Here is a 627-nt window from a genome sequence, read left to right as displayed (position 1 = left end):
GTTGGTGCTTTCGTTTTCCCATAAGTTCGAACGGTTGTTGGAGTTACCTTACCTGTTTTTGAATCAACTTCATAGGTAGTGGTATCAATCACATCATGACCTTCAGAATCTTTAGATTGTTCAACCTTAGTTTTTGCACCAACTTTAACAATTGTCTTACCTGCTGGGGTGACGACTAGGTTACCAACGTGTTCTGTGATATGACCGTCCTTTGAATCTACATCGTAAGTGGTTGTAGTAACTGTTTTACCTTTAGCTCCTTCAACGCGTTCATTAGGTGTGTCAACTTCTCGTTCACCATCTCTAACATACTCAACTTCTGGTTCAATCGGGGTTTCTACTACTTTGTCCTTGGCTGCGACTTTGACAATTGTTACTGTTGGATTTACTACTACTGGTTCTCCTACTCTTTCTGTAATTGTTCCATCTGATGGATTTACTTCGTAAGTAGTTGTTACTGTGCTTGAACCTGCTTGTCCTGCTTCTTCTACATTGTCTTGGCCTTTATCGCGCGTATCATCTTTTACGTATTTCTTAGGTGATGGGATTTCGGTTGTTTCTACTTTATCCTTCGCTGGAACCTTGACAATAGTTTCTGTTGGATTTACTACTACTGGTTTTCCTACT

1 protein-coding gene is annotated in these 627 nt (G+C 40.2%); it reads right to left on the bottom strand.

The window, feature by feature from the left end:
- On the bottom strand, positions 1–627 hold a 627-nt coding region (locus tag O3611_RS09775), incomplete at both ends, for a G5 domain-containing protein (protein ID WP_371608521.1).

This window comes from Streptococcus sp. 27098_8_91 (genome assembly GCF_041432385.1).
Classification (GTDB): Bacteria; Bacillota; Bacilli; order Lactobacillales; family Streptococcaceae; genus Streptococcus.
Note: the sequence above shows the minus strand (reverse complement) of the source record. Positions and strands in the feature narration are given on the sequence as shown.